This window comes from Streptomonospora salina (genome assembly GCF_014204715.1).
Classification (GTDB): Bacteria; Actinomycetota; Actinomycetes; order Streptosporangiales; family Streptosporangiaceae; genus Streptomonospora; species Streptomonospora salina.
The window spans coordinates 3,087,140-3,112,225 of record NZ_JACHLY010000001.1 but is presented as its reverse complement, the minus strand read 5'-3'; the positions used below and the strand labels follow the sequence as shown (position 1 = coordinate 3,112,225).

Sequence of the window (25,086 nt, the reverse complement as noted above, 5' to 3'; positions counted from 1 at the left end):
TGGCATTTAGGATCCCTGTGTGTTCACGACACTCTCCCGCAAAACCGCGGTACTCGTGGCGTCCTCACTCGTCGTAGCTACCGCGGGTACACTCGCGGCGCTGCGGGAGGACGCCCCCTCGTCCGGCGAAGCGGCAGCACAGGCCGCCGGCGCCGCGATGCCTCCCGGAGGCGAATCCCCGGTCCGCCCGCGCCCCGGGGAGGTCGCCTCCTGCGACGAGTCCGGTTCCGACGAGATCGTCGAGGTACCCGACAAGGGAGCCCCCGACGGAAAGCGCCCCATCTGGGTGCGCCGGCCGCCCGGCCCCGACAGCGCGGACATGCCGGTGCTCTACCTCCTCCACGGGTCGACCACCACCCACCTCGACGTGCGTGACGCCGACGTGGGCGAGGCCCTCGACACCCAGATGTGCCGCACCGGGGTGGAGTTCGTCGTCGCCGCGCCCTTCGGCCAGGAAGTCGGGGGCAGCGACACCGAATGGGGCGACGCCGCCGACGGCGACTTCGACATCGAGACGTTCGTCACCGACAAGGCCGTCGACGCCGTCGAGGGCGACCACACGCGTCCGCGCGCGCTGCGCGCCATCGGCGGGTTCTCCATGGGCGGCTACGGCGCGGCCGCGCTGTCGCTGCGCCATCCCGGCACCTACTCCCAGGCCGTCAGCTGGGCCGGCTACTTCAAGGTCGACGACCCCAGCGACACCTTCGGCGACAACCCCGACGCCCACGCGCCCGACCAGCTCCTCGACGACAAGAGCGTCCGCGACATCCGGTTCATGCTGATCGAGGGCGAAGACGACCACACGCCGCTGCAGACGGGCAGCATCAACGGCGAAGCCGAGCGCTTCGAGAAGCTGCTGAACAAGCGCGACATGACGGTCCAGACCATGCACCCGGAAGGGGGCCACACCTGGGAGACCTGGGTGCCGACCTTCCCCGACTCCGTGGAGTTCCTGGTCGAAGGCTGGACCTCGCCCGCCGGAACCGCCGGCGGCCAGGGCGGCTGATCACCGCCCCGGCGGTAGGCGTTTCCGACCGCGGTCCCCCGCGCGCGTCGCCGCGCCCGATAGCCGACCCCGGCTGCCGAGGCACCGACCCTGCGCGGCCATGATGGAACACTGTGCGCCCGCCCCCTGTTGAGCGGAAGAGGTGTGCGGCCGTGTGCCGCGGGCGCCGGGCACGGCAGCCGTTCCCCGACCCCCCGTATCCGGTGCGGAGCCGGCCGGGCCGATCGGCTCCGCCGGGGATCACGGGCGCACCGACGGACAGCACCGGAAGGGAATCGAGCAGTGGCGGACACCCCTGACGCGCTGGAGGCAGGACCCGCACAGCACTTCCCGGCCGCGGGCCGGGCCGGCCCCGGGCGGGCCGGCGGGAGCGGAGCGTCCGGCGGAGCGCTTCCGCGCAGGATCGCCTCGGTCAGCCTGCACACCTCTCCCCTGGAGCAGCCCGGCAGCGGCGACGCCGGCGGCCTGAACGTCTACACGGTGGAGGTCGCCAAGCGCCTGGCCGCCCGGGGGATCGCCACCGACGTCTTCACCCGCGCCACCCGGCCGGACCAGCCGCCCGTCGTGGAGATGGCGCCCGGCGTCACCGTCCGCCACATTCCCGCCGGCCCCTACGGCGCATTGGACAAGACCGCCCTGGCGCACTACCTGTGCCCGTTCATCTTCGGTGTGCTGCAGGCCGAAGCGCGCAACGAACCCGGCCACTACGATCTCGTGCACGGCCACTACTGGCTGTCCGGCCGCGCCGGTCTGGCGGCCGCGCAGCGCTGGGGCGTGCCGCTGGTGCAGTCGATGCACACCCTGGCCAAGGTGAAGAACCTGGCTCTGGCCCGGGGGGACACCGCAGAGCCCGACTCCCGGGTGCGCGGCGAGGACCACCTGGTGCGCCACGCCGACCACCTCGTCGCCAACACCCCCGTCGAAGCGGGTCAGCTCGCTGACCACTACAGCGCCGACCCGTTCCGGGTCAGCACCGTGCCGCCGGGGGTCGATCTGGACGTCTTCAGCCCCGGTTCGCGGCGCCAGGCCCTGCGCCGGATCGGACTGGCCGAGGACACCGAGCTGCTGCTGTTCGTCGGACGCGTGCAGCGGCTCAAAGCCCCCGACGTGCTGCTGCGCTCGGCCGCGGCGCTCCTGGAGCGCGACCCGTCGCTGCGCGAGAAACTGGTGGTCGCGATCGTGGGCGGGCTGTCGGGCGGCGACCAGACCCAGCCGCGCCGCCTGGCCGAACTGGCCCGGTCCCTGGGCATCGCCGACGTCGTGCGCTGGGAGCCGCCGCGCTCGCGGGCCGAGCTCGTGTCGTTCTATCGCGCCGCCGCCGCCACGGTGGTGCCGTCCTACTCCGAATCCTTCGGCCTGGTGGCCGTGGAGTCCGAGGCCTGCGGCACACCGGTCGTCGCCGCGCGCGTGGGCGGGCTGCCCACAGCGGTGCGCGACGGCGTCTCCGGCGTGCTCGTCGACGGCCACGACCCCGACGACTACGCCCGGGTCGTGCACCGCCTCATCCGGGAGCCGGCCCGGCGCGACGCGCTCGGCTCGGCGGCCGTGGCCCACGCGGCCGGATTGGGCTGGGAGGCGACGGTCGACGGGCTGCTGGACGTCTACCGTGGAACCCTGGTCGGCGAACGGCTCCCGATGGCCTCGTGCCAGTAGCCCCGCGGAACGCCCCCGGTCCGCTCCAGCGGCTCGGTGCCGCACGCCGACACCGCCCGGCAGCTTACGAAGGGATGGTCACCCGTACATGTCGACCCGCGCCAGATCCGACGCCGTCGAGGCCGTGGAGACCGCGGTCAAGGAAGCCGGCCTCGACGTCGAACGCCCCGACGCCGAGTCCTTCGTCGTCACACTGCCCGGGCAGCGCAAGCTCAACACGATGGTGTGGCTCGGTGCGGGCGAGCACAGCCTTCTGGTGAAGACGTTCTTCTGCCGGCAGCCCGACGAGAACGCGGCCGGGTTCTACCGCTGGCTGCTGCAGAAGAACGACGCCATGTACGGCATGGCCTTCTCCGCCGACGAGGCGGGCGACGTCTACATCGTGGGCCGGCTCCCGTTGTCGGGGATCACGCCCGACGAGGTCGACCGCTTGCTCGGGTGCGTGCTGACCTACTCCGACGAGAACTTCAACGCCGCGTTGGAGCGCGGGTTCGCCTCCTCCATCCGCAAGGAGTGGGAGTGGCGCTACCGGCGGGGGTACAGCATGCGCAACCTGCAGGCGTTCCGCCACCTGGTCGAGGAGGACGGCGGCACCGCCGGCACCTGAGTCCCGGCGCCGCCGCCGTCCGCGGATGTCCCGGCCGGTGCGGACCCCCGAGCCTGTGGCGCCTCCGCGGGGGCGGAGTCGCTAGGCTGGCTGCCATGGCGACTCTGGTTCTACTGCGACACGGCGAAAGCGTCTGGAACGCCGAAGGGCTGTTCACCGGCTGGGTGGACGTCGACCTCTCGGCCGCCGGCGAGGAGGAGGCGCGCAGGGGCGGTCGGCTGCTGCGCGAGGCCGACCTCTCCCCCTCCGTCGTGCACACGTCGGTCCTCAAACGCGCGACCCGCACGGCCAACCTCGCGCTGGACGAGGCGGACCTGACCTGGCTTCCCGTCCGGCGCTCCTGGCGGCTCAACGAGCGCCACTACGGCGCGCTGCAGGGCAAGAACAAGGCCCAGACCCGCGAGGAGTACGGCGAAGACCAGTTCATGGTCTGGCGCCGCTCCTACGACACCCCGCCGCCGCAGATCGCCGACGGCGACCCGCACTCGCAGGTGGGCGACCGCCGCTATGCGCAGCTCCCGTCCGAGCTGATGCCGCGTACCGAATGCCTCGCCGACGTCGTCGACCGGATGCTGCCCTACTGGTACGACACGATCGTGCCCGACCTGTCCGAGGGCCGCACCGTGCTGGTCGCCGCCCACGGGAACTCGCTGCGCGCGCTGGTCAAGCACCTGGACGGGGTCGACCCCGAGACCATCGCCGGGCTGAACATCCCGACCGGCATCCCGCTCGTCTACGACCTCGACGAGGACTTCTCCCCGCGCAAGCCGGGCGGCGAGTACCTCGACCCCGAGGCCGCCAAGGAGGCCATCGAGGCCGTGAAGAACCAGGGCAAGAAGTAGTCCCGACCGGCCCCCGACACACGGCCCCCTGCGCGCTCCCGTGCAGGGGGCCGTCGCATTCCGGGCTCCCCGACCCCGGGGCACCGGTTCGCGGGCGTCGCCCCGCCGGACCGTGGTCCCGCCGACGGGGGCGCAGCGCTAGTAGACCAGCGCCTGGGCCCCGTCTTGGAGGGTCTCTTCGACGAAGGCGGGCGCGCCGGCGATGCGGACGCCGTCGATCAGGTCCTGCGCGGTGAGGTCGCGCCGGGCGGCGCACTGGGTGCAGACCGTCACCCGGCCGGCGGCCAGCACGCCTTCCAGCAGATCCGGCAGCGGTGCCGCGTGGGGGAGGCGGAAGGAGGCGGCGCGGCCGGGGACGGCGTACCAGGCCGCCTCTCCGGTGAGCCACAGCGACACGTCGACTCCGGCGGCCGCCGCGGCCGCGGCCACGGTGAACGCCTGGTTGCAGCGTTCGGGGTCCTCTTCCCCGGAAGTGGCCTTGATCACCAGTGTGCGGTTCATGCGGGCCAGCCTAGCGGCACCGGGCAGCGGGCGGGTCCGGGCCGCCGGGACCGACCGGGCCGGAGCACGCGGCTCGGCAGGTCCGGCAGGTCCGGGCAGGTCCGGGCGGTCCGGGGGCGCCGGTTCAGGCGGTTCCGGCGAGGACCAGCAGCACGCCCGCGCACGCCGCGACCACGGTCGATCCGCCCAGCAGCAGCGCGGCGGCACCGGAGCCCGGCCGCCGCTCCCGATCGTCGTCGTCGCGGCGGCGCTCGATGCGCAGCCGCCCGTCCGGCGGCGCGGTGAGGACCGGTCGGCCGTCGCGCAGCTCCACCCGGCCGTGCACGGTGATCGGGTCGCCCGGCCGCAGAACCCACTCGCGGTACTCGAACTCGATGGTCTCGCCGCGGAACAGGCCCGAGATCCTTCCTTTGACGCGCGGCAGGAGGTCGTCGGCGGGGGCCGGGACGCCGCGCTGGGGCCGGCCCACGACCCGCTGCAGGCAGAGGTCGGCGCCGGAGAACGCCGCGTCCTCGGGATCGATCAGCACGGGGGGGCGGTTGCGCCGGGCCGCGGCGACGCTGCCGGTGAGGCCCAGGATGTCGGCGCCTCCGTAGTCGGCGATGGAGTCGCAGGCGCGCGTCCGGACCCGTTCGCCGCTCCCGGAGTCCTCGGTCAGCGACCAGTAGTGGCGCAGCACTTCGTGGCCGTGCCAGACGCAGTCGGTGCGGGCGAGACGGGACTCGACGGGGCCCTGGGGACCCGCGACCGCGACCCCGGAGACGCTGACGTCGCTGCCGGCCTGCTCGGCCAGGGCGCGGGGGCACACGTCGTCGGCGTCGCGCCGGCTCAGCCGGCGGCGCAGGGCGCGGACGGCCAGCGGCGCGAGGATCGCAGCGCCGAGCAGGAGGGCCACCCCGATGACCAGCATGCCAGGCCGCCTCTCTTCGATTCGTCGGTGATACGGGCCGCGTCGGCTGCCGTCGGCGACGGCGCCGCGGCACCGGCATCTTCTTTACCAGGTTCGGCGGAGGCGGGCGGACGTTCCCGATCGCCCACCGCGATCGCCCGCGTCCCCGCGACTCGTGCGAGTGAACACCGTAATACCTGACGGGAGAGACCGGGCCGTTAACACCGGCTGGAGCCGGGGCCCTGCGGGACGAACACGCGGTGTCACTCGGGCGTCCGTGAGCGGCTACGCTCGGACACCATGCAGTCAGAGGTGCACCGCGATCTTGAGAAGCTGTCCTTCCTGATCGGCCGCTGGGAGGGGGTAGGCGTCGCCGGATACGCCGAGATGGACGAGTTCCAGTTCGGCCAGGAGGTGGAGTTCACCGACGAGGGCGGGCCCTACCTCGGCTACCGCAGCCGAGTGTGGAAGCTCACCGCCGACGGATCCTTGGACGAATTGTGGACCACGGAGTCCGGATACTGGCGCTGCCGCCCGGCACCGGCCGGGGAGCCCGCCGACGACACGCCCCCGGTCCATGTCGAGGCGCTGATCAGCCACCCCGAGGGCTACAGCGAGCTCTACCTCGGCACGGTCTTCGCGAGCCGGGTGGAGCTGACCACCGACGCCGTGGTGCGCACCGAGACCGGTGAGCAGGTGACGGCGGGCAAGCGGCTGTACGGCCTGTTCGGCGAGGAGCGCGAGACCCTGGGCTATGCCTGGGATATGGCGGCGCGCGGCCACGACCTGCGGTCGTTCATGTCGGCCCAGTTGAAGCAGGCCGAGTGATCCGCCGGCCGGGCGCGCCGCGGACGCGGCGTCCGGCGGCGGGTGCGAGGGGGAGTGCGGGGCGCGTTCGGCGCCCGGACACGGACACGGACAGATCCCCGGGGTGACTCCGCCGCGGGCGGCGGGGTCGCGCCGGACGGACAAGTCCCGGCGACCCGGGGATCCGGGTGTCCGATGTGGATTCGCCAGGGCGAACCGCTTCAGCGTGTCGCCCTAGCGGACGGACACCTCGCATGTCCTGAACGTCTTCACTGTTCGGACCACCTCCTTTCCTGCGTGCCTTCGACACTACGGCGGCCGCGAAGCGCGGGGCAAACACTTTTCATGCGTCGCCTGTCCTGCTTTGTCCGTTTTCCGATCGCGGGCCTCCGGCGGGCGGGGTCGCCGACGCGGGCCGTTCCGGCCGGCGCCGCACCCCCGAAGTGCCGCAGCGGCGCATACCATCGGAGGTATGACTTCGCCGTTGCTGACGCGTCCCGGTGCCGTCGCCGCCGCCGAACCCGACTCCGATGTCGCCGCCCACTACGGCGAACCGGTACAGGAAGGCCGCGCGATGGACCGCAGCGCCGCCTGGATCGACCGCGGGAACCGCGGGGTCGTGCGGGTGAGCGGTCCCGACCGTCTCGGCTGGCTGAACGACCTCACCAGCCAGGACGTGGCCCGCGCCGAACCCGGCACCGCTACCGAGGCGCTGATCCTCGACACCAAGGGCCACATCCGCTTCCACCTGTCCCTGCTTGAGGACGGCGAAGCCGTGTGGATCCACACCGAGCCGGGCGCCGGCGCCGAGCTCGCCGCCTTCCTCGACTCCATGCGGTTCATGCTCCGGGTGGAGATCGAGGACCTCGGCGACACGCGCGCCGTGCTGACCCTCGCCGGCCCCGACCGCGAGGCCGCACTGTCCCTGATACCCGACCTCGGCGCCGCGCTCCCCGTGCGGCGCACCGACTCCGGCACCGACCTGTTCCTGCCCGCCGGTTCCCTGGAGGAGGCCGCCTCCGCACTCACCGACGCCGGTATCCGGGCAGCGGGCATGCAGGCCTACGAGGCCGCCCGCATCGCCGACCACCGCCCCCGCCTCGGCGTGGACACCGACCACCGCTCCATCCCCCACGAGATGGGCTGGGTCGGCCCGGCGGTCCACCTGGAGAAGGGCTGCTACCCCGGCCAGGAGACCGTCGCCCGGGTGCACAACCTGGGCCGCCCGCCGCGGCGCCTGGTGCTGCTGCACCTCGACGGCACCGTCGAACGCCTGCCCGAGCGGGGCGCGGCGATCGAGCTGGACGGCCGGTCCGTGGGCGTGGCGGGATCCTCGGCCCGCCACCACGAACTGGGGCCGATCGCGCTCGGTCTGGTCAAGCGGACCGTGCCCGTCGAGACGCAGTTCGCCGTCGACGGCATCGCCGCGGGTCAGGAGGTCGTCGTAGACCCCGACACCGGCGCCAACGCCGACATCCGGCTGCGCCGCCGCCCGGCCTGAGCGCCGGACGCGCTCCCGGTCGCTCATCGCGGCACCGAGGTGATCCCGCGGCGCCGATCCATTAGTCTGCTGCTGCGGATCCATCGGCGGAGCCCCGCGGCGCGCCGCCGCGCGGGCGGATTCGAGGACGATCATGGTGCCATCGGCCGGCCCGCCGAGCGCCGCGGGCGCCGATCCGATGGGCGGCGCCCTCGGCCGTCGGTGATCCGGCCGCTCCCTCACCACCGACGCGTATCGGACACCTCCACATGGACGAAGTGGCAGAAACTCTCCAACTGATCACGCTGCTCCTGGTCGGCGTCGGCGCCTTCCTGTGGTGGCGCGCCATGAAGGCGCGCTCCCACCGGCTCAAGCTGCAGACGACGCCCAACTACCCGCTGGGCAGCCTGGCCGAGGTGGAGGCGCTTCCGACCCGGGCCGAGGTCCTGGCGCAGGCCGCTGCCGGTCCGGAAGGGCTGCTGACCTCGCCGTACTCGCAGACCGAGTGCGTATGGTTCCGGGTCGAGGTGGTGCACCACCGCTATTCGGACGAGACCGGCGACCGGCTGGAACTGAGCCCGGTCTTCGATCTGCACTCCCATCAGCCGTTCGCGCTCACCGACGTCACCGGTTCGGCCGAGTGCCGGCCGCATTGGCTCACGGTGGAGCACGCCGACCTGGTCCACGACCGCTTCGCCGAGGGCACGGTGCCACCCGCCGACGCGCTGTCCCCGCCCCACTCGGACGAGGAGGACCCCGACGCCCGCACCGCCGGCACGAAGGTGGCCGGTCCGGCGGCGCTGACGCCCGGCTGCTCGTTCCGCGAATGGGTGATCCACCCCGGCGAGCGCATCTTCCTGCGCGCCTTTCCGCACCGCACGGACGACGGCGGCGTGGTGCTCATGGGCTCCGAGGAGGAGCCGCTGACGATCTCCACCCACACCGAGCAGGAACTGATCCGCGAGGACCGGAGCAAGGAGGTCGTGGGCTTCACGGCGCTGCCGGTGGCCCTGGTCCTGCTGGTGTTCGCGCTGCTTCTGGGCTAGCCCGCGGATCGCCCCGTGCCGAGTGGTTCCCGGGGGCTTCGCCGCCGCTCCCCCGCGCCGTTTCCGGCCCCGGGGCGGGGACGGCGGGTCCGCCCTCCCCGGGGCCGCGGGCCGGGCGGCTACAGGGCGGCCGCCAGCCGCTCCTCGTGCAGAGCCTCGCCCCACGACGGGGCGAGCGGGGCGAGTCCGCCCACGCGCATCCGCAGCAGCAGATCGGCCAACTGCGGGTTGCGCGGCAGGGCGGGGCCGTGCAGGTAGGTGCCCAGCACCTGTCCCTGGTAGGCGCCCTCGGTGCTGCCGTCGTTGCCGATTCCGGTCACGGTCTGCGACAGCGGTGTGGCGGCCGGTCCCAGGCTGGTGCGGCCCTGGTGGTTCTCGAATCCGGTGATGCGGCCACCGCCCAGTTCGGGGGCGACGTCGGCGACGATCTCGCCGACCGCGCGGGTCTCGCCGCGCCCGCTGTGGATGTCCAGGATCCCCACGCCGGGCAGCGGGTTGTCGTCGTCGTCACCGTAGCTCTGGCCGACGATCTGGTAGCCCGCGCAGACCGCCAGCACCGCCGCGCCGCGCTCCGCGGCGCGCTTGAGGCCGCCGTCGGCGCGCAGCCGGTCGGCCGCGAGGGTCTGCGGCCGGTCCTCGCCGCCGCCGAGCAGGTAGACGTCGCCTTCGGCGGGAACCGGGTCGCTGGAGTAGACGTGCAGGATCTCGGTCCTGATGCCGCGCTGCTCGGCGCGGCGGCGCAGGATCAGCGCGTTGCCCTGGTCGCCGTAGGTGCTGAGCAGGTCGGGGTAGATCCACACGATGCGCAGTACGCTGCTGGTGTCGCTCATCAGATGCCCTTCCGTGTCCTACTCGACGCGGCCGTAGTCGGCGCGGATCTGCTGGAACGCCGTGTAGTTGGCGATGACGTCCAGCTTGGTGATGTCGGGGCTCTCGGCCGTGACCTTGGCGACCACGTCACTGACCCGGTCGGCGACCTCGAAGGGGACTTCGTCGGTCTCCAGGCGCAGCGCCAGGTCGGTGCGCCGCTCGCCCATCACGAACACGCGGCGGCCGCGCAGCACCGAGTAGTCGACGTCCCACAGCCAGGAGGTGTCCTTGCCGTCGGGGATCTGCGCGTTGACCGACAGGATCACCGGAACCCGCGGCGGGTCGAGCACGGAGAAGGACTCCAGCCAGCCGGCGGGGTTCTTGGACAGCAGCAGCCGGACCTCGACGCCGTCGGTGACGACCGAGGTGTAGCGCCCGGCGACCGAGCGGATCTCCTGCAGGCGCGGCAGGGACTGCGCGGGTTGGAGTCCGTAGGCCGCCGCGGTCGCCATCGCGGTCGCGGCGTTGGCGCGGTTGGCGTCGCCGGGCAGGCTCAGGCGCAGGGGCCAGCGCTGACCGCCGGGGTCGACCACGCTGTCGTCGTCGTTGTCGACCGACCAGGTGGCGTCGGGGCGGCGCATGCCGCACTCCGGGCACTCCCAGTGCGGATCGGGGTCGCGCTTGAGGTGGCCGCCGCACTCCGGGCAGCACCAGGAGTCCTCTTTCCAACGCTGCCCCGCCGAGACCCACGTGGCGTAGTTGGCGCCCAGCCCGGCCCAGGCCACCAGTGGATCGTCGGCGTTGGCGACGACGTGGGCCTGGGTGCGGCCGAGCGCCTCGCGCCACTTCTTGGCCAGGAGGTTGATCTCGGAGGCGCGGTCCATCTGGTCGCGGCTGAGGTTCATCAGCACGACCACCGCCGCGTTGGTCGCCTCCAGCACCCGCGGCAGGTACTTCTCGTCGACCTCCAGTACGGCCTCGCGGACGTCGGGCTGGTTGCCCAGGGCGGTGATGTGGCCGGTGGGCATGTTGGCGCCGTGCTCGTTGGTGGCGACGGGACCGAGCTCCCGCAGCGCCGACGCGATCAGCCGCGTCGTCGTGGTCTTGCCGTTGGTCGCGCTCACCAGAGCGACCCGGCGGCCGCGCGACAGCTGGGCGAGCAGGTCGGGTTCGACCTTGAGCGCGATCTTTCCGCCGATGACGGAGCCGTCGCCGCGCCCGGTGGCCCGGGAGAGCGAGGCCGCGCCCTTACCCACGACCGCGGCCAGTTGGGCACGCAAGGGAAGTTCGCTCATGATCCCCACAACGTTCGAATGAGAGAGATTGCGGTGCGCCTGGGCGCCAGGCGGCACATCCCAGACTATTGCCCTGCCCGGACCGCACTGATCCGCCGGAGCGCGCCGGGCGGGTGAGGCGGCCAGAGTACCGGAGCGGACGCGCCGCGCCGCGCCGCGACCGCGGCGCGCTGGGCCGGGACATCACACCTAGGTCGTGCCGGCCGCGCGCCAGTCGAGCCGTTCGGGCGGCGGGCCGAGGTTGGGCGGGGGCTCGTCCCGCGCCGCCCCGCGCCCCCCGCCGGCGGCCTCGGCCTCGGCCGTGGTCGGCACCGGCGCGTCGGGGGCGGCTCCGACGGTGCCGAGCGTGGCGGTGGGCAGGGTCAGGATGCCGGGGTTGGCGTCGGCGAGGACGGGGCCGTCCGCGCCGGGCACGACCATGGCGGTCGGCGGCAGCGTGCACAGTCCGTGCGCGTCGGCGCGGTGGCCGCTGAGCGCGTCCTCGGCGCGTTCCGGTTCGCCGGGGGGTTCGCCGCCGATGCCCGCCGCCTGGGCGGTGGTGCGCCCCCAGGTGGTGGCGGTGCGGATGTGCCGGGCCAGGTCCAGCGGCGCCACGGAGGCCGCTGCGTTGCGCATCGAGACCGGCGCCGTGACGTCCTCGGCGGTGTCGCCGACATAGCCGTCGGCTACGGAGCCGCGCAGTGCCTCGCCGATGACCTCGGTGAGCCGGTGCATTCGCAACGCGGGCGCCGTGCCGGGGCCGGCCCGCTCCCGATCCGCGCCGCCGGGTCCGAACAGCACCCGCAGCATGCGCGTAGCCGCCGCGGCGGTGGGCTGGCGCATGACGACGGGAACGCTCCCCTCGCCCCGCAACCGGTGCTCGGCGTCCTCGTCGACCTCGCGGAACAGCAGCACCAGCCCCGCTCCGCCGGCCGAGGCGGTCGCTCCGAGGCGGTCGAGCGCGTGTGCGGGCAGCGCTTCGGCGCCGGCGACCACGATCGTGTGCTGCCAGGGGCGTGCGGGCGCCGGCGCGCGGGTCGCGCGCATCTCCAGCAGCTCGCTCAGCGCCGCCGCGGTGTAGGTGCCGTAGGCCCGCGCGGCGGCGTCGCTCAGCGTGCGGTCGGTGGCGACGACTTTGACTTGGGCGTAGGGCTCTTCGGCGGCCCGGCGCCCGACGCCCTCGAAGGGGGACAGCCGCGCCTCCAGCTTCCAGGCGCGTTCCCGCACCGCCCGGGTGCCGCCGCACCGGGAACGCAGTTTCGCGCGCTGCGCGGCCGGGATCGGGCCGAGGTCGGGGTCGGCGTCGTCGCTCGCGGGATCCCCGGGCGGCGTGCTCAGCGCCCGTAGCCCGCCGATCACCGCGGCGACGCCGCTCTGGGGGCCCAGCACCTCCAGCAGCCCCAGCAGCAGCGCCTCGTCGGCGCCGGTGTCGGTCGTGGCGTCGGCGGCGCCGGCCAGCGCGGCCAGGATGCGGGCGCGCCGGTCCGCCGGAACGTTGGTGCCCAGATTCATCCGCGGCAGGTCGGCCGGCAGGACCCATATGCGGGGGACCACGGCGGAGCGTTTGACCAGTGCGCACAGCTCGGCGGCGGTGCCGCGGCCGGAGAGGTCGACGACGGTGAGGTCGCCGCCGACGCGCAGCGCCGAGGCGCCCACGGTGGTCACCAGCGCCGACCATCCGGTGTCGTCGCCGCCCGCCACGACGACGGCCCGGGAACCGTCGGGCGGGCGCACGCCGTACCAGCGGGGTTGGGCTTCGTAGGCGCGTTTGCGGGCCTGCCACGCTTCGTAGGCGCGGGCGTGCTCCTCTTGGCGTTCGCGGAGGTCGCGTTCGCGGGCGGCCCGCTCGGATTCCACACGCCGCTCTTCCAGGCGCAGCCGGTCGCGGGTGACGCGGCGGCCCTGGACGAGGGCGACGGCGATGGGCAGGGCGACGGCGGCGCACGCCGACAACGCCCCGAAGACGACCGGCCCGGGAAGCACGCGCAGCGGCCACAGCGGCACGCACAGCAGTGCGACGCCGCCCAGGACCGCCAGCGCGGCGTACAGCGGGCGGTGGGTGCGGGCCTCGTCCTCCCGTTGCGCAGAGATCCACTCAGGGCTGGGATCCGCCCGGTCTCCGGGCGAGGGGCGCTGCGGCGGCGGCCCGGGATCGGGCGTCGGCACCTCGTAGCGCCACCCGAGGTAGGTCGGACTCGGCTGGGTTCCCGACGGGGGGTCGGCCACCTCGAAGCACCTCCAGCCCGGCGGGGGCGGCCGGGTCGGCATCGCGCGGTATGCGGAGATCGTGCGGAGACTACCGCAGATGGTGGCACCGGGTCTGCGTGTTGTCACGAAACGGCAGCGGAACGCGACCGCTGCGCGGGCGGGGGCGGGCGGGACGCCGGCGGGCCGCAGGGCGCCGGGCGGGTGCTTTCAGGCGTTGAGCAGCACTGCACCGATCGCGACTCCGGCTGCCGCGGCCGCGCGTACCCGTCCGAAGCGTTCTCCGAAGAACACGGTTCCGATGAGTGCGCCGAAGACGATGCCGGTCTCGCGCAGGGCCGCCACTCCCGCCAGCGTGCCGATCGTCTGCGCCCACAGGACCAGGCCGTAAGCGGTCGTCGACAGCGCACCGCCCAGCAGGCCGATCCGCCACACCGGCCGGACCTGGGCGGTGAGCCTCCCGCGGCGCACGACGAGCGCCACGAGGCCGTAGAACGGGCCCTGCAGCAGCATCATCCAGGAGACGTAGGCGAGCGGGTCGCCGGAGGCGCGCACGCCGAACCCGTCGACGAGGGTGTATGCGGCGATCATCAGCCCGGTGGCCAGGGCGGCGCCGATGGCGGGCAGCCGGGCGCGCGTGGGCCTTCCGTGGGCGAAGGCCAGGGCGCACAGGCCGGCGGACACCACCAGGACGCCGCACAGCCGGACCGGGGGCAGGTGCTCGCCCAGCAGCGCGGCGGCGGCCAGAGCCACCGCCCAGGGCGCGGTTCCGCGCGCGAGTGGGTAGACCTGGCCGAAGTCGCCGAGGCGGTAGCAGAGCATGAGCCCGCCCATGTAGGCGATGTGCAGGCTTACCGAGACCAGCAGGGCCGGCCATGCCGCGGGATCGGGGGTTCCGGCGAAGGGCGCCGCGAGGGCCCCGATCGCCGTGCCGCCGGCGCCGATGAGCGCGAATCCCACGAGCCGGTCGGTGATGGCGTGGGCGATGGCGTTCCAGACCGCGTGCAGGAGGGCGGCGGTCAGAACGGCGGCGACGGCGAGGGTGTCCATCGGCGGTGGGACGGTCCGTTCGCTTCAGGGGCTGGGCGAGGTCGGGCCGGCTCGGGCGTCGTATACCCGGAGAAGCGGTGCGAAACCGCTCTCGGCGGGTGCTCGGTGGAGGGCTCTCCGGGGTGTCCGCGCTGCCGACCCGCCCGCGTACGACGCGCGGCGGCGGGGCGCGGTTCGCTCGGCGAACGGGATGCGGGGGCGCGGGCCGCCGCGGCGCGGCGGCCCGCGGCGCCGGGCGTGCACCGGGCCGCCCGCATACGACGGACGCCGGTGCCGACGGGGCGTGCCCCGTCCGCACCGGCGTCCGCGCGGTTATCCGGTCGCGGCCGTGCTCAGGCGTCGACCTGGAGGTCGATCACCTTTCCGGTCTCGGCTTCGACCTCGTATTCGGCACTGAAGCCCTTCGAGGCCAGCACCTTGACCTTCCAGGCGCCGTTCGCGGCGAAGAAGCGGAACGTGCCCTCCTCGCCGGTGGCCACCTCGCCGACGAAGTCGTCGGAGCTGTTCACCAGGCGTGCGTAAGCGCCGCTGAGCGGCGCGCCGTCGCGACGCACGACCCCCTGGATCACCGCCTGGTCACCGGCGTCGGCGTCTGCCAGGGCGACGCCGCCGACCGGCGCGCCGCATCCGTTGTCGCTCACTGCGTGTCCTCCTCGCTCAGTGCCCTGCGGGCCGCCGCCGGACCGCGGACGGCCCCGGCGCGGCGCTCGTTACTTGGCCTCGCCCAGTTCCACCGGAACGCCCACCAGCGAGCCGTACTCGGTCCAGGAGCCGTCGTAGTTCTTCACGTTGTCCAGACCCAGCAGCTCGTGCAGCGCGAACCAGGTGTGCGACGAGCGCTCGCCGATACGGCAGTAGGCGATGATGTCCTTGTTCAGGTCCACGCCGGCGTCGGTGTAGAGCTTGCGCAGGTCCTCGTCGCTCTTGAACGTGCCGTCGTCGTTGGCGGTCTTGGACCAGGGGATGTTGCGCGCGGTGGGGATGTGCCCGGCCCGCTGCGCGGTCTCCTGCGGCAGGTGCGCCGGCGCCAGCAGCTTGCCGACGAACTCGTCGGGCGAGCGGACGTCGACCAGGTCCTTCTTGCCGATGGAGTCGACGACCTCTTCGCGGAACGCGCGGATGGAGGTGTCCTGCTCCTGGGCGCGGTAGGAGGTAGCGGCGCGCTGGGGCACGTCGTCGACCAGCTCGCGGGAGTCCAGTTCCCACTTCTTGCGGCCGCCGTCGAGCAGCTTGACGGCCTGGTGGCCGTAGAGGCGGAAGTACCAGTAGGCGTAGGCCGCGAACCAGTTGTTGTTTCCGCCGTAGAGCACGACGGTGTCGTCGTTGGAGATGCCCTTCTCCGAGAGGAGCTTCTCGAAGCCGGTGCGGTCGACGAAGTCCCGGCGGACCGGGTCCTGGAGTTCGGTCTTCCAGTCGAGCTTGACGGCGTTGCGGATGTGGCCCTTGTCGTACGCCGAGGTGTCCTCGTCGACTTCGACGAGGACGACGTTCGGGTCGTCGAGGTGAGCCTCCACCCAGTCGGCGTCCACGAGGACGTCGGAGCGGCTCATGGGGAACCTCCTTGAATCATCGGTCGATCGTGCATGTCGCCGTGCAGGCGGTCGGGGGTGCCGAACGCCGTCACGGGGTGCGGCCCACCGGGGTCAGCCGGCGCATCGCCAGGTACGTCTCACAGCCGAGGCACAGGCCGAAGGCGGTGTTGAGGAAAGCGGCCAGGAGCGCGAACGCGGTGGCGGCGACGCCCAGCCAGGCGCCGACCGCGAGGTAGCCGGCCAGGCCCAGTAGGGCGAAGACCAGCCCGACCGCCTGGGCGAAGCGCGGCGGGGCGGAATCCTCGGTCTCGTGCGGCGGTCCCAGGAACGGGCGGATCCACCAGGCGAAGAGCAGGCCGTAGGGCGAGCGCCGCACACCGGCGACGACTGCCACGGCGAAGACGAGCGCCTGGAAGGCGAGGAGCCATGCGCTACCGGTGACCAGCACGGTCGCGAGGACTGCGGTGGTGACGGCGGCGGCGAAGCGTTGACCTCGCGGGTCGACCTGCATCGTGGAGTTCCCACCCGGGTGAGTGCTGCTGGCGGAGTCGAGGGGCGGCCGGCGGCCGGGTCGCGCAGCCGAGCGGCGGACCGGGGTCACGCCCCGGGGCGCTCGGCTCTAGCTGACAGCACGACAGAGCGCGGCGGCGACGTGGCAGAAGTCCACGGCGCGGCGCTTCGTCAGAAACGGCTCTGTCGGAGAACTCACGCTTCCGATGATACGGCCTGCGCAGGCCGATGTCACGGGTGGGGCCGCTCACAGACCCGTGGACCGGTCCGGGTTTCGCGGATTCCCCCGGCCCGCACTCCGGTGCGGCGCCTTCCGGGGCCGGGATCGGCCGCTCCGGCGGCTCCCCCGGACGGGTCGTCGGGTTCCGGGCCGCGCCTCCACACGGTTCGGCACCGCGGAAATCGTCCCTAGTCCGCTACGGCCGCACCCAGGGCGGCGATGACGTCGGCCTTGCGGGGCCGGCCGGCGGCCCTCCGGGTGATGCGCCCGGCAGAGTCGAGCACCAGGACCGTGGGCGTGCGCAGCACGTCGAGCCGGCGCACCAGGTCCAGGTGCGACTCGGCGTCGATCTCGACATGGGCCACACCGTCGACCATGCCGCTCACGTCGGCGAGGACGCTGCGGGTCGCACGGCAGGGCTGGCAGAAAGCGGTGGAGAACTGCACCAGTGTCGCGCGCTCGCCCAGCCCGGCGCCCAGGTCGCCGCCGGTGAGCTCGTGCGGGGCCCCGTCTGCGGCAGCGCCCGCACTCCCGTCGTGCTGTGCGTCCATACCGGGCGCCTCCTCCCCTGGCGACTGCTGCGCCGTCGGCAGCGGGCGTGTGCGGCGGGCGCCGCGCGCGGTGCGGAACCGGCCGTCGAGGCGCCGCCGCAGAAGCCCGAACACCGTTCCGGCCAGCAGCACCGCGACGAGTGCGGCGGTACCCGCTGCCGTTTCGGCGCCGACTGCGCCCGCGTCCACGAGACTACCCCTGTGCCGGGGAGGAGCCGCCGACGAGCTGGACGTCGTCCGCTTCGGCGTTGACCTCGACTCCGTTGGGCAGCGCCTCGATGCCCTGGACGTTGAGTCCGAACGGCATCTCGGGAACCGGCACCTGCAGCGCCAGCAGGTCCTCGACCAGGTCCGCTCCGCCGAGCCGGCTCTGGCCGACTTCGATGTCGGCGGGGGTGACCATGATGGAGCCGTCCTCGACGGCGACTTCGAGGTCGGCCGTGACCGGCGTGCTGTACTGGCCGAGGGCCAGGTCGCCGGACATGCGCGGCTGGCCGTCCTCGTTCTCGATCACGATGCCTTCGGGCAGGCGCTTCTGCAGCTCGCTGTAGGGCAGCAGGACCTTCGCGTCGGCGGTGTCGGCGACCACGCTGGGCCGGGTCATCAAGTCCGACAGGGGCGCCGTGACGTCGCGCGCCGTGACGTCGACGCGGTCGAGCTGGACGTCGTCGACGACGACGGCGCCCGTGACGATCCGGATCCGGCCGTACTCGCCGCCGATGGCCTGGTTGAGGAAGGGGAAGCCGCCGATGGTGACCTCCGGCTCGGAGGACATCTCGTACTGCTGCTCGACGCGCGAGGCGATCTCGCTCTCGGCCGCGTAGTGCAGGCCGCGGTCGGCCACAGCCACCACGACCAGCACGAAGATCACAAAGACGAGGAACTTACGCATCGGGCTACCAGCACGCTCCTGTTGGTTCCGGCGCCCCGCCCGGATCCGACATCCGGCCGGCGGGCACGCCACGGCGGCGGCGTCGGAGGGCGCCCAAAGCTCAGTACTTGAACGAAGGGTACTTCACACGCGTCGTCGCTTCGTATACCAGGGGATCTTCCGGCGAACCCGGGCAAAGCACCCGAGTGGCCGGACCGGTCTCGCGAAGGCGGGAGTGCCGACGCACACCGACGACGACATTAGCGCGACATCAGCATGCTGGCCAGATTGTCGGTGGCCGAGGCTCCCGAGAGCGACAGCTCGATGACATTGGTGGCGACCACCGCCGACGAGCTGCGCCTGCCGAACTCCAGCACGTGCGGCTGCTGCTCGTGCTCCTCGACGGCCAGCTCGTCGCGGTAGATGGCGTAGACGATGCGCTGCAGCGGCGCCCCGGCGACGGTGTGGCAGGCGAAGAGCAGGGTGTCGGGCTCCTGGCGGGCCACCTCGTCGACGACTTCTTCGGCGGCCTCGTCGAACGCGTCGGCGCGGCCGTCGGCGAGCGTGTAGATGGTGATGACGCCCAGCAGCGGCTGCGGGCGCGGGGCCGGTGCTCCCGCGGCCGCGGGAGCACCGCCGGGGTCGGGCTCGCCGTAGTCGTCGTAGTCGTCGTAGTCGTCACGGCCGCGGTCGCGCCGTCGGCGCCTGCCCCACACAGCGTCCTCCTCATCGTCGTCGGCGACGTCGGCGCGATCGTCGCCCCGGTCGCCGCCTCCCGTCCGGGAGCGGCCGCGCGTGCGGCGGTTCGGACGTTCGCGCGGCGGGGCGGCGGCCCGCAGAGCGCCCACCCACAGGGCCGCGATAGCACCCGACATCAGCAGCTGCCCGAGGATACCCAGCCCGTAGCGGCTGACGACGATCTCCAGCAGCGCGGCCACGGCCATCAGCCCCAGCACGGACAGCTCGTGCCGGGACAGCCGGGGCGCTTCGCGCAGGCGGCGTATCACGGCGATCGCACAGGCGACGAGGGCCACCAGCGCGAAACCGTGCACCACGCCCAGGGAGACCGCGGGGATGGTGTCGTAGTGCTCGCGCATGACGGGATAGGAGCTGTCGAAACTGCCGCGCAGGCGGTCCATGGCGAGCACCACGAGCGGCACGACGCCCAGGGTGGTGACCACCAGGCGGGTGCCGAACCGCGCGCGCGGCGATTCGGCCGTGTACTCCACGGCGCCCCAGGCGATCAGCAGCGGTCCCAGCAGCCCGATCCCGATCTGCAGGGTCCGGAACGTGGCGCCGGAGAACCCCAGGAGCGCTCCGGGGAAGGCGGCGCTGAGCGCGATCGCGAGCGCGGCCGCCGAGGCGCCCCAGACAGCGCTGCGGAGCCCCGGGCTCTTGATACCGCGGGCGATCAGCGCCGCGGTGGCGCTCCATGCCACCAAGGCGCAGACGAATGCCAGTCCAACCTCGACCATCCCGCCAATCATGGTGCACGCGCGGGGCCGGTGGTGAATCCGGACCGGACATTCTCCGCCCGTTATGCCCTATTCATCGGCGTTTGAGCAGAATCAGCCGTTTGGCTTGTGAGTTACCTCACCGGCCATAGCGCCGTCGCCGCCGCTTCGCCCGATGGTGCGTGCACGAGCCGTAAACTCGGGGGCATGTGGCGCAATCTCCGTCGATCCGACCGCGGCCGCGCCGCCCTGGCAGGGGAAGCGTCGGCGGCCGATGCACGATCGCGGCGCCGCGATACCGGCGACGACGGACCCTTCGTGCCGCTGCCCGCAGGGTCCCCCGTCGACGCGGAGCGCACCGGCGCCCCCATCGCCTTCTTCGACGTCGACAACACCCTCATGCGCGGCGCGTCGATCTACCACTTCGCGCGCGGACTGGCAGCACGCGACCTGTTCACCACCCGCGACCTGCTGCGCTTCGCCTGGGGACAGGCGCTCTTCCGCGTCAGCGGGACCGAACAGCCCCAGCAGATCAACGCAGCACGCGACGCTGCGCTGGCCTTCGTGGCGGGCCACGGCGTCGACGACCTCGTCGACCTGTGTGAAGGCATCTACGACGACACGATGTCCGACCGCATCTGGGAAGGCGCCCGGCGGCTCGTCGAACGCCACCTCATGGCGGGCGAACGCGTATGGCTGGTCACCGCCACGCCCGTGGAACTGGCCGACATCATCAAGCGCCGGCTCGGCTTGGACGGCGCCCTTGGCACGGTGGCCGAGACGGTCGACGGCGTCTATACCGGCCGACTGGTCGGCGACCTGCTGCACGGCCCGGCCAAGGCCGCCGCGGTCGAGGCGCTTGCGGCCCGCGAAGGCGTGGACCTGGCCCACTGCACCGCCTACAGCGACTCCAGCAACGACCTTCCGCTGCTGCACTCGGTGGGACGGCCCAACGCCGTCAACCCCGACGACGCGCTGCGCGCGCACGCCCTCGCCAACGGGTGGCCGCTGCACGAGTTCCGCACCCACCGCACTGCGCTGCGCGTGGGGATACCCGCGGCGGCGGCCGGAGCGGTCGCCGGCGGTCTGGCCGTGGGCGTGCTGCGCCGCCGCACACGCCGCTGACCCGCGCCCGGCGAAGGGCGGCGGTGGCCGTGTCCGGTTGGGAAGGTGCGGCGTGCGCTCGGCGGCACGGGACGCCCACGCGACGCGAAGCGTCTCCGGTGTGCGGCGGTGGACGGCGGTGGCCCGCTCTCCGCGCGGCCGGGCTCGTCGCCGCAGCCCCCGTCGGGGCCGAAAAACGTCGTTGCCGGAGGATGCCCGGCGGCGGCGAGCCGCCTGCGATCAGGCCCTCAGGGCCGCCCGGGGCCGGTGCGCGCGCCCGCGCGGCGGTGCCGCGCCGTGCTTGCGGGGCCCGCCGCAGCGCTCGCTCAGGTAGTCCTCGAACGCCTCCTGCGAGCTGTAGGCGGGCGACCAGCCCAGTTCGCGCTCCAGCTTGCTGAAGTCGACGACGCGGTCCGAGCACAGCAGCCGCAGCTGCTCGGGCGAATAGTCGAGCTTTCCGCGCCGGGCGATCCCGCCGAGCATGCGCAGTCCCTGCTCGGGCATCGCGAAACGCCGGCGCCCCACACGCCGCAGGCACTGCGACAGCGGCAGGGAACCCGATCCGGCCACGTTGAACACGCCCTCGCCGCCGCTCAGCGCCATGCGGCGCACGGCCTCGACGCCGTCGTCCTCGTGGATGAACTGCATGCTCGGGTCGTAGCCGCGCACGGTCGGCACCAGGCGCAACCCGAAATAGCGGGTCAGCGGGGTATCGGCCGACGGCCCGATGAAGCTGGCGAAGCGCAGCACCGCCACCCCCGCATCGGGGCGGCGCCGTGCCAGAGTCCCGGTGTGCTCTTCGACCTCGGCCGCGTTGTAGGCATAGGCCGAGCGCGGCATGCTGCGCGCCTCGCCGTCCTCGGTGCACAGCGCCCGGTCGCGGGCCGCCGCACCGTAGACGGCGGCGCTGGAGCGCACCACCACGCGCGAAACGGCGGCGGAGCGCTGGCAGCCGTCCAGCAGCTGCATGGTGCCCAGGATGTTGCCGTTGTCGGCCGAGGCCCGGCCGCCGGAGGCTCCCCCGGACGGGGTCAGCCCCAGGTGCAGCACGGTGTCGGCCCCGGAGTCGGCGACCGTCTGCGCCAGACTGCCGCCGTGCAGGTCCGCGGAAACGTACTCGGGCCCGACGAGCGGACGGCGCAAAGACGCGGCGTCGACACCGACCACCCGGTCGACACCGGGCTCGGCCGCCATTGCCTCGGCCACGCGGCCCCCCAGCTCACGGGAGACTCCGGTTACGAGTACGACGCGGCCCATCAACACGCCTCCACGAGTCGGGGGTGGTGCCTGTTAGAGGGAGGCCTCCGCGGCTACCGCGTCGCAGCGGGGCCGTGGCGGCCGCCGCAGCGTCCGGTGCCCGCGGGGAGGCCGACCTCTGCCGGGAGTGCCGGCTACTTCTTGTTGCGGCGCGCGACCCGGGTCCTCTTCAGCAGCTTGCGGTGCTTCTTCTTCGCCATGCGCTTGCGGCGCTTCTTGATGACGGAACCCATACGGCTCACCTCTCGCCAGCGGACCTGTTGACACGACGGCCCGCCTCGCCCGCTGCCCATACGGCAGCGCGCGTGCGGTACCGGCGGAAGAATGCGGCGGGATCCGTCACACGGACGGGCGCGCGGAATCGCGCGCCGATGAAGTACGCCGCACCCGAAGTCCCAGCCTACCGTCTGGCTCAGCGCACTCGGCGCAGCGACCGCCTTCGCCCGTCGCCCGTCCCCGCCGACGCGGGCGGGACGGACGTGATTCCCCGCCGGAACCGGGCGCGGCCGGGGCGGTCTCAGGCGCCGGGGACGAGCGGGCCGCCCCCGTTGCGGTACAGGTCGGCGGCCGGCTCGGCGTAGCCCACGCTGACCAGCTTCTGGTCCTCGAACGTCAGCGACGTCACGCTGGCGAGGTTGCACTGGCGCCGGTCCGGGCGATGCCACAGCCGCTTCTTCTCGGCCGCGCGGCGCGCCATCCAGATCGGCAGCTGATGGCTGACGCAGACCGCTTCGCGCCCCCACGCCTCCTTGCGCACCACCTTGATGACGTCGATCATGCGGGCGACGATCCGCGCATAGGGCTCGCCCCACGAAGGACGGAACGGGTTGTAGACCCGGCGCAGCACCCGCGGATCGCGCACGGAGCGCCGGGACAGCGACATCCCCTGGAACGTGTTGCCCGCTTCGATCAGCCGCTCGTCCATCCGGACGGCGACGCCGAACTCGTCGGCGAGCGGGCGGGCGGTCTCCTCGGCGCGGTCCAGCGGCGACGAGTACAGCGCCGCCACGTCGCGGCCGGCGAACCACCCGGCGGCGAGATCGGCCATCCGGGACCCGTTGTCGCTCAGGTGGAACTCCGGCAGCCGGCCGTAGAGGATCCCGTCCGGGTTGTGGACTTCCCCGTGCCGGAGCAGGTGGACGACGGTGGTCGTACTCATATGGGGGCGACCGGTTCCCTTCCGTCGGTAGTCGGGCGACGCGGCGATGGCCGGCGGACGGCTCGGCCGGGCACGCGGTGCGCCCGCGGACCGGGGCGCGCCGGCGCCGCCGTGCCGGTGTGCGCTGCGGTACCCAATCTATCGACCGTCGTCGGCCGCCTGGCACCGCAACCCGCACGGCGGGCCGCGAAGCGCCCTCAGTGCGGGGCGGATCCGCGGGTCCGGGGTCCCGGCGCCCGGCCGCCCGCTCAGACCTCGGCGGCGGCGCGGGCCGCGGCGGGCAGCGCGCCGACGATGCGGTCGATCGCGGCGTCGTCGTGGGCCGCCGAGAGGAACCACGCCTCGAATGCGGCCGGCGGCAGGAAGACGCCCTGGTCGAGCATGGCGTGGAAGAAGGCGGCGAACCGGTCGAGGTGCTGGGCGCGGGCGCCGTCGAAGTCGGTCACCTCCTCGCCGGTGAAGAAGACGGTGAACAGGCTGCCGCCCCGCTGGACGCGGTGCTCGACTCCGGCGGCGGTCAGCTCGCGCTCCGCGGCGGAGGCGACGTGGTCGGCGGCCGCGTCGATGCGTGCGTAGACGTCGTCGGTGGCGTTGCGCAGGGTCGCCAGCCCGGCGGCGGTCGCCAAGGGGTTCCCCGACAGGGTGCCGGCCTGGTAGACGGGCCCGGCCGGCGCCAGCAGCTCCATCAGTTCGGCGCGGCCGCCGAAGGCCGCCGCGGGCAGCCCGCCGCCCATGACCTTGCCGTAGGTCACCAGGTCGGGGGCCACGCCTTCCAGGCCGTACCAGCCCGAGCGGCTGACGCGGAATCCGGTCAGCACCTCGTCGAGCACCAGCAGCGAGCCGTTGGCCGCGGCGATCTCCTTCAGCCGCGCGTTGAAGCCGTCCTCGGGCGGCACCACGCCCATGTTGGCCGGGCAGGCTTCGGCGATCACGCACGCGATGTCCTCGCCCTGCTCGGCGAACACGCGCTGGACGGCGTCGACGTCGTTGTAGGGCAGCACGATGGTGTCGGCGGCGCCGGCCCCGGTGACGCCGGGAGAGTCCGGCAGCGCGAAGGTGGCCACGCCCGATCCCGCCGACGCCAGCAGGGCGTCGACGTGGCCGTGGTAGTTGCCGGCGAACTTGACGACCTTGCCGCGGCCGGTCGCGGCGCGGGCGAGGCGGATCGCCGACATGGTCGCCTCGGTTCCGGAGTTGACCAGCCGGACCTGCTCGACCGGGGCGCGGGCGGCGATCTCTTCGGCCAGCTCGACCTCGCCGGCGGTCGGGGTGCCGAACGAGGTGCCCTTGGCGACGGCCTCGGTCAGCGCCTCGGTCACCGCGGGGTGGGCGTGGCCGAGGATCATCGGACCCCACGAACAGATCAGGTCGACATAGGTGTTGCCGTCGACGTCGGTGAGGTAGGGGCCCGTGCCCGAGGCCATGAACGGCGGGGTGCCCCCGACCGCTCCGAACGCTCGGACGGGGGAGTTCACCGCACCGGGAACGGCGGCACTGGCTCGCTGGAACAGCTCGGCGGAAGTCTCTCGTTTACCCACGTCCCCAAGTGTGGCAGGAGACGGCTCCCGGTTCGCCCGGCCCCGGCGGTGCACCGCGCCGTGTCCGGCGCGGCCGCGCGGGCGCGGCGGAAACGCGGGGGCTCCGGGCCGCGTTCCGCCGGTCCCGTGGTCCGGCCCGCGCGGACCGCCCCGGTTCGGGCGGCCGGCCGGCTATCAGTAGATTGTGACGGCACGGCACACAACCTGCGAAGGAAGCTCCCTAATGACCGAGGTCTTCGCCACCGCCGACCTGATCGACGCACACGGCGATGCGCTCGCCAGCTGCGAGACCCAGTTCGGCCGGTTCGGCGCACGCCGGGCCTTTCACGGGCCCATCGCCACGATCAAGTGCCACGAGGACAACGCGCTGGTCAAGGAGCAGCTCGGTCAGCCCGGCGAAGGCTGGGTGCTGGTGGTCGACGGCGGCGGCTCGCTGCGGACGGCGCTGATGGGCGACCTGATCGCCGAGTCGGCTCAGGAGAACGGCTGGGCCGGCGTCGTGATCCACGGCGCGGTGCGCGACGTCGCCGCACTGGCCCGGCTGGACTTGGGCATCAAGGCGCTGGGGTCCAACCCGCGCAAGTCGGCCAAGACCGGTGCCGGCGTGCTGGACGCCCCCGTCGCGTTCGGAAACGTGGTCTTCTCCCCCGAAACGTGGCTCTACAGCGACGACGACGGCATCGTGATCAGCGACGAGAAACTGGACGTACCGGGATAGGC

25 protein-coding genes are annotated in these 25,086 nt (G+C 73.3%); 9 read left to right on the top strand and 16 right to left on the bottom strand.

What is annotated here, in order from left to right; genetic code table 11:
• Positions 1-19 precede the first annotated feature (19 nt).
• The 4 genes from HNR25_RS14265 to HNR25_RS14250 all read left to right on the top strand — a co-directional run bounded on the left by HNR25_RS14265 (position 20) and on the right by HNR25_RS14250 (position 4,108).
• Positions 20-1,006 carry an alpha/beta hydrolase gene (locus HNR25_RS14265; RefSeq protein ID WP_184635841.1) on the top strand — a complete coding sequence of 329 codons (987 nt, stop codon included), beginning with the start codon at positions 20-22 and terminating at the stop codon, positions 1,004-1,006.
• 402 nt (positions 1,007-1,408) lie between these two features.
• Positions 1,409-2,659: a D-inositol-3-phosphate glycosyltransferase gene (mshA, locus tag HNR25_RS14260; protein ID WP_184639311.1), complete on the top strand. Its 1,251-nt coding sequence runs from the start codon at positions 1,409-1,411 to the stop codon at positions 2,657-2,659.
• Positions 2,660-2,747: 88 nt separating this feature from the next.
• A complete protein-coding gene (locus tag HNR25_RS14255; RefSeq protein WP_184635839.1) occupies positions 2,748-3,266 on the top strand; it encodes a YbjN domain-containing protein in 519 nt (172 codons plus the stop codon).
• A gap of 95 nt (positions 3,267-3,361) precedes the next feature.
• Positions 3,362-4,108 (top strand): phosphoglyceromutase, encoded by a 747-nt coding sequence (locus HNR25_RS14250; RefSeq protein WP_184635836.1) that lies wholly within the window; start codon positions 3,362-3,364, stop codon positions 4,106-4,108.
• A 138-nt stretch (positions 4,109-4,246) separates the two neighbouring features.
• Here HNR25_RS14250 and HNR25_RS14245 read toward each other — a convergent pair whose 3' ends face one another.
• Both HNR25_RS14245 and HNR25_RS14240 read right to left on the bottom strand, forming a co-directional pair.
• Complete coding sequence (locus HNR25_RS14245; protein ID WP_184635834.1) at positions 4,247-4,609, bottom strand: DsrE family protein; 363 nt, start codon at positions 4,607-4,609, stop codon at positions 4,247-4,249.
• 124 nt (positions 4,610-4,733) lie between these two features.
• The gene (locus HNR25_RS14240) at positions 4,734-5,519 is read right to left on the bottom strand and encodes a GIDE domain-containing protein (protein WP_184635832.1); all 786 of its coding nucleotides are present in this window, start codon (positions 5,517-5,519) and stop codon (positions 4,734-4,736) included.
• A gap of 279 nt (positions 5,520-5,798) precedes the next feature.
• Here HNR25_RS14240 and HNR25_RS14235 point away from each other — a divergent pair, with 279 nt between their 5' ends.
• The 3 genes from HNR25_RS14235 to HNR25_RS14225 all read left to right on the top strand — a co-directional run bounded on the left by HNR25_RS14235 (position 5,799) and on the right by HNR25_RS14225 (position 8,831).
• A complete protein-coding gene (locus HNR25_RS14235; protein WP_184635830.1) occupies positions 5,799-6,326 on the top strand; it encodes a nitrobindin family protein in 528 nt (175 codons plus the stop codon).
• Between the two features lie 451 nt (positions 6,327-6,777).
• Positions 6,778-7,806 (top strand): CAF17-like 4Fe-4S cluster assembly/insertion protein YgfZ, encoded by a 1,029-nt coding sequence (ygfZ, locus tag HNR25_RS14230; protein WP_184635828.1) that lies wholly within the window; start codon positions 6,778-6,780, stop codon positions 7,804-7,806.
• A gap of 248 nt (positions 7,807-8,054) precedes the next feature.
• On the top strand, positions 8,055-8,831 hold the full coding sequence (locus HNR25_RS14225; protein WP_184635826.1) for a GIDE domain-containing protein: 777 nt from the start codon (positions 8,055-8,057) through the stop codon (positions 8,829-8,831).
• Positions 8,832-8,950: 119 nt separating this feature from the next.
• Here the strand turns inward: HNR25_RS14225 and HNR25_RS14220 are convergent, their stop codons facing one another.
• From HNR25_RS14220 to HNR25_RS14175, 10 genes are all read right to left on the bottom strand, one after another.
• On the bottom strand, positions 8,951-9,661 hold the full coding sequence (locus tag HNR25_RS14220; protein WP_184635824.1) for a type 1 glutamine amidotransferase: 711 nt from the start codon (positions 9,659-9,661) through the stop codon (positions 8,951-8,953).
• A gap of 18 nt (positions 9,662-9,679) precedes the next feature.
• Positions 9,680-10,936, bottom strand: coding sequence for a Mur ligase family protein (locus tag HNR25_RS14215; protein ID WP_184635822.1), 1,257 nt, complete (start codon positions 10,934-10,936; stop codon positions 9,680-9,682).
• Between the two features lie 189 nt (positions 10,937-11,125).
• Positions 11,126-13,141, bottom strand: coding sequence for a hypothetical protein (locus tag HNR25_RS14210; RefSeq protein ID WP_184635820.1), 2,016 nt, complete (start codon positions 13,139-13,141; stop codon positions 11,126-11,128).
• A gap of 189 nt (positions 13,142-13,330) precedes the next feature.
• Positions 13,331-14,170 (bottom strand): EamA family transporter, encoded by an 840-nt coding sequence (locus tag HNR25_RS14205; RefSeq protein WP_184635818.1) that lies wholly within the window; start codon positions 14,168-14,170, stop codon positions 13,331-13,333.
• A gap of 332 nt (positions 14,171-14,502) precedes the next feature.
• Positions 14,503-14,811 (bottom strand): DUF1416 domain-containing protein, encoded by a 309-nt coding sequence (locus HNR25_RS14200; RefSeq protein WP_184635816.1) that lies wholly within the window; start codon positions 14,809-14,811, stop codon positions 14,503-14,505.
• A 69-nt stretch (positions 14,812-14,880) separates the two neighbouring features.
• Positions 14,881-15,720 (bottom strand): sulfurtransferase, encoded by an 840-nt coding sequence (locus HNR25_RS14195; RefSeq protein ID WP_184635814.1) that lies wholly within the window; start codon positions 15,718-15,720, stop codon positions 14,881-14,883.
• A gap of 70 nt (positions 15,721-15,790) precedes the next feature.
• Positions 15,791-16,213 carry a DUF4395 domain-containing protein gene (locus HNR25_RS14190; RefSeq protein ID WP_184635812.1) on the bottom strand — a complete coding sequence of 141 codons (423 nt, stop codon included), beginning with the start codon at positions 16,211-16,213 and terminating at the stop codon, positions 15,791-15,793.
• Between the two features lie 407 nt (positions 16,214-16,620).
• Entirely contained in the window at positions 16,621-16,983 is a 363-nt protein-coding gene (locus tag HNR25_RS14185; protein ID WP_184639309.1) for a TlpA family protein disulfide reductase, read from the bottom strand.
• A gap of 193 nt (positions 16,984-17,176) precedes the next feature.
• Entirely contained in the window at positions 17,177-17,875 is a 699-nt protein-coding gene (locus tag HNR25_RS14180) for an LmeA family phospholipid-binding protein (RefSeq protein ID WP_184635810.1), read from the bottom strand.
• A gap of 239 nt (positions 17,876-18,114) precedes the next feature.
• Complete coding sequence (locus HNR25_RS14175) at positions 18,115-19,329, bottom strand: putative quinol monooxygenase (protein ID WP_184635808.1); 1,215 nt, start codon at positions 19,327-19,329, stop codon at positions 18,115-18,117.
• 378 nt (positions 19,330-19,707) lie between these two features.
• Between HNR25_RS14175 and HNR25_RS14170 the strand changes: the two genes are divergently transcribed.
• Complete coding sequence (locus tag HNR25_RS14170; protein WP_246464337.1) at positions 19,708-20,433, top strand: HAD family hydrolase; 726 nt, start codon at positions 19,708-19,710, stop codon at positions 20,431-20,433.
• Positions 20,434-20,652: 219 nt separating this feature from the next.
• On the opposite strand, the gene HNR25_RS14165 is transcribed toward HNR25_RS14170, so the two are convergent.
• From HNR25_RS14165 to hemL, 4 genes are all read right to left on the bottom strand, one after another.
• On the bottom strand, positions 20,653-21,669 hold the full coding sequence (locus HNR25_RS14165) for an NAD-dependent epimerase/dehydratase family protein (RefSeq protein WP_184635804.1): 1,017 nt from the start codon (positions 21,667-21,669) through the stop codon (positions 20,653-20,655).
• Positions 21,670-21,803: 134 nt separating this feature from the next.
• The gene (locus tag HNR25_RS14160) at positions 21,804-21,902 is read right to left on the bottom strand and encodes a 30S ribosomal protein bS22 (RefSeq protein ID WP_013155353.1); all 99 of its coding nucleotides are present in this window, start codon (positions 21,900-21,902) and stop codon (positions 21,804-21,806) included.
• A 284-nt stretch (positions 21,903-22,186) separates the two neighbouring features.
• Entirely contained in the window at positions 22,187-22,828 is a 642-nt protein-coding gene (locus HNR25_RS14155; RefSeq protein WP_184635802.1) for a histidine phosphatase family protein, read from the bottom strand.
• A 248-nt stretch (positions 22,829-23,076) separates the two neighbouring features.
• Positions 23,077-24,366 (bottom strand): glutamate-1-semialdehyde 2,1-aminomutase, encoded by a 1,290-nt coding sequence (gene hemL / locus HNR25_RS14150; RefSeq protein ID WP_184635800.1) that lies wholly within the window; start codon positions 24,364-24,366, stop codon positions 23,077-23,079.
• A 223-nt stretch (positions 24,367-24,589) separates the two neighbouring features.
• Between hemL and rraA the strand changes: the two genes are divergently transcribed.
• Entirely contained in the window at positions 24,590-25,084 is a 495-nt protein-coding gene (gene rraA, locus HNR25_RS14145; RefSeq protein ID WP_184635798.1) for a ribonuclease E activity regulator RraA, read from the top strand.
• The last annotated feature ends 2 nt before the right edge of the window (positions 25,085-25,086 follow it).